The organism is Catellatospora coxensis (genome assembly GCF_016862635.1).
Taxonomy (GTDB): domain Bacteria; phylum Actinomycetota; class Actinomycetes; order Mycobacteriales; family Micromonosporaceae; genus Catellatospora; species Catellatospora coxensis.
Genome location: NZ_BONI01000071.1, coordinates 41850 through 49267 on the forward strand (window position 1 = coordinate 41850; position 7418 = coordinate 49267).

Consider the following 7418-nt stretch of genomic DNA (forward strand, 5'->3'; position numbering starts at 1 on the left):
CTGCGTTAAGTCTAGTGAGTGCCATATGTTCGTGTTGACGGCCCGGAGACTTCGCCGACGAGACGGGGTGGCACGTGGCTTCACCTGCTGCAGGCGCGGCGACCCGCGCGAACGGGCGGCACTGGCGGGAGAAGGTGCCCCGCGTATTCGCCACCTTCATCGCCATCATCGCCCTGATCAGCGCGCTGGCCGCAGTCGGCGGCGCGATCGGGCAGAGCACCCAGCCGGTGCGCCGCATCCTCGACGACGTACTGATCCCCGTCCCGGCGAACCTCGCGTACGCGGCGTTCATGGCCGTGCTCGCCGCCGCCACCGCCCGGCGTAAGAAGGTCGCCTGGTGGACCATGATCGTCTACCTGGTCATCGACGTGGGATCGAGCATTCTCGCGCTCGGGGTGATCACGCTGGTGCCCGAGGGCGAGCTGGTCGACGACGCAGGAGTGCCGCTGTTCAGCGGCTGGGGCCGGGTGGCCACCAGCATCGCCGTGCTCGTCGGCGTCGCGGCGCTGATCATCCTGTTCCTGGCCCGCGACCAGTTCTACGCCCGGATCCGCAAGGGCGCGGTGTGGAAGGCTCTGGCCGTCTTCGCGGGCGTCGCCGCGGTCGGCATCGGCCTGGGCTACAGCCTGGTCGCCGCGTTCCCCGGCACGCTCGGCTCCGACGCCGGCGAGCAGTTGGCGTACGCGGCGGAGAAGGTGCTCGGCGGCGCGTTCGAGTTCGACGTGACCCGCGACGGCGCCGCGCCCGGCTGGGTCAACTTCGTGCTCGGCCTGTTCGGCGCGATCGCGGTGTTCGCGGCGCTGTTCACGCTGCTGCGCTCGCAGCAGGTCAACGCGGTGCTGGAGCCCGCCGACGAGGTGAAGGTGCGCGGCCTGCTGGACCACTACGGCGAGCGCGACTCGCTGGGCTACTTCGCCACCCGCCGGGACAAGCTGGTGACCTTCTCGCCGACCGGCAAGGCCGCGGTCACCTACCGCCCGGTAAACGGGGTGAGCCTGGCCAGCGGCGATCCCATCGGCGACCCGGAGGCCTGGGGCGCGGCCATCCACGCCTGGCTGGAGGAGGCCCGCAGTTACGCCTGGACCCCGGCCGCCATGGGCGCGAGCGAGGAGGGCGCGACCGCGTACCACAAGGCGGGTCTGAAGGTTCTCGAGCTGGGTGACGAGGCGATCCTGCTGACCGACCGGTACTCGCTGGACGGCCGGGACATGCGCCAGGTGCGCCAAGCCGTCAACCGGGTCGAGCGCGCCGGGTACACCGCGACGGTCCGCCGGCACGCCGAGATCCCGCCCGAGGAGATGAAGGAGATCGCCGAGCTGGCCACCCGCTGGCGCGACACCGACAGCGAGCGCGGCTTCTCGATGGCGCTGGGCCGCCTCGGCGACCCCAACGACGGGCAGTGCGTGCTGGTCGAGGCTCGGGACCGCGAGGGCATCGTGCGCTCGATGCTGTCGTTCAGCCCGTGGGGCCGGCGCGGCCTGTCGCTGGACCTGATGCGCCGCGACCACGAGGCCGAGAACGGCGTCATGGAGTTCATGGTCACCGCGCTGATGAACGCCGCGCCGAAGCTGGGCGTGGAGCGGGTGTCGCTGAACTTCGCGGTGTTCCGGGCGGTGTTCGAGGAGGGCGGCCGGATCGGCGCCGGGCCGGTGCTGCGGCTGTGGCGGCGGGTGCTGATGTTCTTCTCCAAGTGGTGGCAGCTGGAGCAGCTGTACCGCTCGAACATCAAGTACCAGCCGGAGTGGGTGCCGCGCTTCCTGTGCTTCGGCGAGCGGCGCGACCTGGCCAAGGTCGGCCTGGCCTCGGCGATCGCCGAGGGCTTCCTGACCGTGCCGGGCACGCCGGTCGCGGCGCTGGACGCGACGGCAGCCCCGGTCCTGGAGGGGCTGCCCGCGCCCGTGGAAGCGGCGGCGCTGGCCGGTGCGGGGCACGAGGAGAGCGTCAACGAGCAGATGGCGGTACGCCTGGCCAAGCTCGAACGGCTGCGCGCCGAGGGCGTCGACCCGTACCCGGTGGGCTTCCACCCGACCGCGACGCTCGGGCAGGTCCACGACCGGCACCCGGAGACGCCCGCCGACACGCGCACCGGGGACCGGGTGTCGGTGGCCGGCCGGGTGATGCTGCAACGCGACCACGGCCACCTCGCCTTCGCGACCATCCGCGACTGGAGCGGCGACCTGCAGCTGATGATCGACCGCGACGTCGCGGGCTGGACCGAGGCGATCGACATCGGCGACCACGTCGGCGTCACCGGCGAGGTGGTCACCACGAAGCGCGGTGAGCTCTCGGTGCACGTGGACACCTGGGAGATCACCGGCAAGTGCCTGCGCCCGCTGCCGGACAAGCACAGCGGCCTGGCCGACCCGGAGGCCAAGGTCCGCCAGCGCTACCTGGACCTGATCACCAGCGGCACGGCGCGCGAGCTGCTGAAGGCGCGCAGCGCGGCGGTGCACAGCCTGCGCCAGTCGTTCAGCGACCGGGGTTTCATCGAGGTGGAGACGCCGATCCTGCAGCGCATCCACGGCGGCGCGAACGCCCGCCCGTTCACCACCCACATCAACGCCTACGACCTGCGCCTCTACCTGCGCATCGCGCCCGAGCTGTACCTGAAGCGGCTGGCCGTCGGCGGCGTGGCGAAGGTGTTCGAGCTGGGCCGCACCTTCCGCAACGAGGGCGTGGACTACAAGCACAACCCCGAGTTCTCCATGCTGGAGGCGTACCAGGCCTATGCCGACTACGACTCGATGCTCACGCTGACCCGCGAGGTGGTGCAGTCGGCGGCGCGGGCCGCCAACGGCGAGTGCGTGATCATGCACGACGGGCAGCCGCACGACGTGTCGGGGGACTGGTCGGTGCGCACCGTCGACGAGGCGGTCTCGTCCGCGCTCGGCGAGGAGATCACCGCCGACACCGATGTGGAGAAGCTGCGTAAACTCTGCGACGCGGCGAAGATCCCGTACGACCCGAAGTGGGGCCGCGGCGCGGTGGTGCTGGAGATGTACGAGCGGCTGGTCGAGGAGAAGACCGTGCTGCCGACGTTCTACAAGGACTTCCCGACCGACGTGTCGCCGCTGACCAGGCAGAGCCGGGTGGACGCGCGGCTGGCCGAGCGGTGGGACCTGGTCGCCTTCGGCACCGAGCTGGGCACCGCGTACTCCGAGCTGACCGACCCGATCGAGCAGCGCCGCCGGCTCACCGAGCAGTCGCTGCTGGCCGCGGGCGGCGATCCGGAGGCGATGGAGCTGGACGAGGACTTCCTGCAGGCGCTGGAGTACGCCATGCCGCCCACCGGTGGGCTGGGCATCGGTGTCGACCGGCTGGTCATGCTGCTCACGGGGCGGTCCATCCGGGAGACCCTGCCGTTCCCGCTGGTGCGCGGGGCGCGCTGAAGGCCATACCGGCTATTCGGGCATTTTGCTATGATGCTGATAAATAGGTCGCAGGAGGGCCCATGCGCGCCGGATCGGCACCCGGGAACCGGCGGCGGGCGATGGTCACCGCGCTGGTGCTGGCCGTCGTCATCCTGGTCGGCGGGTTCCTGCTCGGGCACCTGGCCGGCAGCCGCTCCCGCACCGGGCTCGGCGACCGGTCGGACGCCCCGAAGACCTCGCGCGACCGGGTCGGGCCGTACGCCCGGCTCGCGCTGCCGCCGCTGCCGCCCCGGCCCGAGCCGATCACCGGACCCGACCGGCCGCCGCTGCCCGCCGAGAAGGGCGGCCCGTTCGGCAGCCGGCTGACCACCGGCACCCCGGAGGTCGCGCTGACCTTCGACGACGGCCCGGACGAGGTGTGGACGCCGCAGGTGCTGGCGCTGCTGCGCGATTACGGCGTGCGGGCCACCTTCTGCATGATCGGCGCCAAGGCCGCGAAGAACCCCCAGCTGGTACGCGATGTCGTGGCCGACGGGCACACCCTGTGCAACCACAGCTGGAGCCACGACGTCTTCCTCGGCCTGCGCGACGAGCAGACCGTGCTGGCCGACATGCGCCGCGCCAACGAGGCGCTCACCAGCGCCGCGCCGTCGGCCCGCATCTCCTACTACCGCCAGCCGGGCGGGAACTGGACGCCGGTCGTGGTGGCCGCCGCGCGGCGGCTGGGCATGACCGCGCTGCACTGGCGGGTCGACCCCAACGACTGGCAGCTCGGGCCGTCGTACCGCATCGCGGCGGACGTCACCTCGCAGGCCGCCCCGGGCGCGATCGTGCTGCTGCACGACGGCGGCGGCGACCGCGCCCGCACGCTGTCGGCGCTGCGTACCATCCTGGCGAACCTGATCACGCGGTTCCACCTGGCTCCGCTGCCCGCGGGCAGAGAAGAGCCCCGGCCGTCCGGAACCGATTGGTTCGGACGACCGGGGCAGTGACTCACCGCCGCGGTGGCGGGCGGTTCATCGGGTCAGTGCGTCGACGACCTGCTGGGCACGGGTCTCGTGCTTGGCGTAGTGGTACGGGAACGCCGAGACCTGGACCTCCTGGATGGCCAGGGTCAGCGGCATGTCCTGCCAGCCCTGCACGTTGTCCAGGGCCTTGTAGAACTGGGTCGCCGCGTACTTGGGCTGCATCAGGTCGCGCACGGTGCCCCAGCCCGAGGTCGGGCGCTGCTGGAACAGGCCGACCGAGTCGTGGTCGGAGCCCTCACCCTGGTTGGTGTAGTTGTACGACTCCGCGTACACGGTGCTGGCCAGGTTGTACAGCTGGCTCTCCTGCATCGCGCAGGCGATGGCCGCCACGTAGGCGCGCTTGGGCAGGCCCAGCTCCTTGCCGGCCTGCACGATCGCCTGGGCGTTGCGCATCTGGGTCATGTCCAGCCCGGCGACGGGACGCAGGACGGGCTGGGGCGCGGCCTTCGGCTTCGCCGCGGCCTTGGGCTTGGCGGCGACCTTCGGGGCCGCCTTGGGTACGGCCTTGGTCGCCGCCTTCGGGGCTGCTGCCGCCTTCGGGGCGACGGCCTTGGGCTTGGCCTGCGGCGCGGCCTTCGGGGCCGCGGCCTCGACCGGCTTGACCGCGGTGGTCGCGGTGCGGTCCAGCGACCGCGTCGCGTCCTGGGCCGCCTCGGCCCGGCTCGCGCTCTGCAGGGTCACCTGGTTGTCGGGTGCGCCGGCGCCGGCCGCCACTCCGCCGACCGTGGCGGCGCCCAGGGCGCCGACGAGGCCGGTCACTGCCATCAGCTTGCGCGAGTCGGCCGACTTGAGCCGGCTGATCGCCTCCGCGAGGGACTTGAGGGGACTGGACAGGGGATTCTGGCGGGTAGCCGCTCGGTGACGGCCGACTCCGCGCTGCTCGTGTGCTCCGTTGCCACGCATTCGCCGAGCTTAGAAAGGCGATCGGCCGCTGCCCACCCGAAAACAGTGGTCGGGGCCACTGCTGAGCGCTGAAAAGGCGCAGGTCACGCCCCTAGTCCATGCTTTCGTAGATTGTTGATGTAGTACTTTCGGCCGATGGCAATACGGACATTTCACGCAGCTGCGGTGCCCGACCAATCAGCCTGAAACGGGCCGAAACCGGATAACCTGTGAGCGGGACTCAGGCGGGAGCGCTATGGACTGGAACCTGCTGGCCTGCGCCCGGCACCACCTCACCTACGCCCCGGACGAGCCGGAACTGCGCGATCACCTGTGCGTGCCGACCGTGGAAGGGCCGGCCTGGCGCTGCCTGCGCTGCGGAGACTACGTACCCGGGCCGCCCCGCGCCGCCGGACCCGCCGACGAGGCCCCCGTGCCGCTGCGCGGCCAGCTGCTGCGCGACGCCGTGGTGCTGCGCGCCCTGGCGGTCGAGCGCGTGGTGCGCGGGGCGCTGCTGCTCCTGGGGGCGTACGCCGTCTGGCGCTTCCGCGGCGCGCAGCCCGCCGTGCGGGCCGAGTTCGACCAGGACCTGCCCCTGCTCCAGCCGCTGGCCGACCGGCTGCACTGGAACCTCGCCGACTCGCCGCTGGTGCACCTGGTGCGCACCGCCCTGGCCGCCCGGCCGCAGACGCTCACCTGGATCGCCGCCGCGCTCGCCTGCTACGGGCTGCTCCAGCTGGCCGAGGCGACCGGGCTGTGGCTGCTGCGCCGCTGGGGCGAGTATCTGACCGCGGTGGCCACCTCGATCTTCATCCCGCTGGAGGTGTACGAGCTGACCGAGCGCGTCACCTGGGTCCGGATCACCGCCCTGGTGATCAACATCGGCGCCGTGGTCTTCCTCGTCTACCGCAAGCGCCTGTTCGGCGTCCGCGGCGGCCGCGCCGCGTACGACGCCGAACGCCACCACGCCAGCCTCCTCCAACTCACCCACGCCGCCACCGCCCCCTGACCCGCCCACCCCGCCCCCCGCCGCCCCCGCCGGGCGGGCGCGCCCCCGCCTCTGCCGCAACTCTTAAAGAGTCGCGCCTACCGGGGACTTCTTATGCCGCGACTCTTTAAGAGTTGCGGCACCGGGGGAGACGCGGAGCGCCCGCCCGGCGGGGCCGGGCGGGCGCTGGTGCGAGCGGGTACGGCCGCGTCACTGGCCGAAGAGCTTGCCCATCATCTGCTGGAGTTGCTGCTGGTCGGGCAGCTGGCCCTGCGGCGTCGCCTGGTTGACGATCTCGGGCAGCACCTTGGCGAGGTCGTCGGCGGCCTGGCGCGGCGTGGTGCCGGCCTGCTGGGCCACCTGCTCGAGCGTGCCGCCGCCCAGCGCCTGCTGCAGCTGCGCGCCGGTGACGTTCTCGTTCTTGCCGGTGCCGATCCAGGACTGCACCTGGGGGCCCAGGCCCGACCGGCTCAGCTGATCCACCAGACCGCTGAGGTTCGCCTGACTCCCGCCACCGCCACCGCCGCCGGACATCTGGCTGAACAGGCCCTTGAGCAGGCTCTGGATCTGCGGGTCGCTCATCAGCTTCATGATCTGGTTGAGGTCGACTGCCATTTCCCGTTACCCCCGTACTCGGTGCTTGGACACTCTTCCTCGACCCTAGGGGGTCGGCTGAACGGCTGAGGCAAAAGCGGTGAAATGCCACCAGCCATTGGCGGCGATCATCCAGAATGTGCCGCATGACGGAATACACCGATGAAGAGCGCCAGACCCTGCGTACCGCGGCCTTCGGGGCGGTCTTCCTGGTATCCCATGCCGACCCCGGCTTCTTCGCGAGTTTCAAGGAGAGCATCGCGGGCGCGAAGGCGCTGGCCGGCGCGTCGCCCGAACTGCAAAGCGTGTTCAAGTCCGGTGGCCTGCCCGAGGTTCCCAAGGGCTCGCCGGCCGAGATGGAGTCCGGTGTGCTCAGTGCCCTGCAGCAGTCGGTCGGCATCCTGCAGTCCAAGGCCCCGCAGGACCTGACCGAGTTCCGTACCGTCATCTCCGGCGCCTGCGACCAGGTCGCCAACGCCTCCGGCGGCGTCAAGGACACCGAGACCGCAGCCATCGCCAAGGTCAAGTCAGCCATCGGCGCCTGACCCTGATCAT

At 71.4% G+C, this 7418-nt stretch carries 6 protein-coding genes; 4 read left to right on the plus strand and 2 right to left on the minus strand.

Annotation, left to right across the window (positions count from 1 at the left end):
* The first annotated feature begins 74 nt into the window (after nt 1–74).
* Both lysX and Cco03nite_RS32150 read left to right on the plus strand, forming a co-directional pair.
* Nucleotides 75–3389, plus strand: a complete 3315-nt coding sequence (lysX, locus tag Cco03nite_RS32145; protein ID WP_203697148.1) for a bifunctional lysylphosphatidylglycerol synthetase/lysine--tRNA ligase LysX — start codon at nt 75–77, stop codon at nt 3387–3389.
* Between the two features lie 62 nt (nt 3390–3451).
* Nucleotides 3452–4363 carry a polysaccharide deacetylase family protein gene (locus tag Cco03nite_RS32150; protein ID WP_203697150.1) on the plus strand — a complete coding sequence of 304 codons (912 nt, stop codon included), beginning with the start codon at nt 3452–3454 and terminating at the stop codon, nt 4361–4363.
* A gap of 24 nt (nt 4364–4387) precedes the next feature.
* Here Cco03nite_RS32150 and Cco03nite_RS32155 read toward each other — a convergent pair whose 3' ends face one another.
* Complete coding sequence (locus tag Cco03nite_RS32155) at nt 4388–5302, minus strand: hypothetical protein (protein WP_203697152.1); 915 nt, start codon at nt 5300–5302, stop codon at nt 4388–4390.
* Between the two features lie 235 nt (nt 5303–5537).
* Here Cco03nite_RS32155 and Cco03nite_RS32160 point away from each other — a divergent pair, with 235 nt between their 5' ends.
* A complete protein-coding gene (locus Cco03nite_RS32160; RefSeq protein WP_203697154.1) occupies nt 5538–6290 on the plus strand; it encodes a DUF2127 domain-containing protein in 753 nt (250 codons plus the stop codon).
* Between the two features lie 189 nt (nt 6291–6479).
* Here Cco03nite_RS32160 and Cco03nite_RS32165 read toward each other — a convergent pair whose 3' ends face one another.
* Nucleotides 6480–6884, minus strand: a complete 405-nt coding sequence (locus Cco03nite_RS32165) for a YidB family protein (protein WP_203697156.1) — start codon at nt 6882–6884, stop codon at nt 6480–6482.
* Between the two features lie 125 nt (nt 6885–7009).
* On the opposite strand from Cco03nite_RS32165, the gene Cco03nite_RS32170 reads away from it, so the two are divergent.
* On the plus strand, nt 7010–7408 hold the full coding sequence (locus Cco03nite_RS32170; protein ID WP_203697158.1) for a hypothetical protein: 399 nt from the start codon (nt 7010–7012) through the stop codon (nt 7406–7408).
* Nucleotides 7409–7418 lie beyond the last annotated feature (10 nt).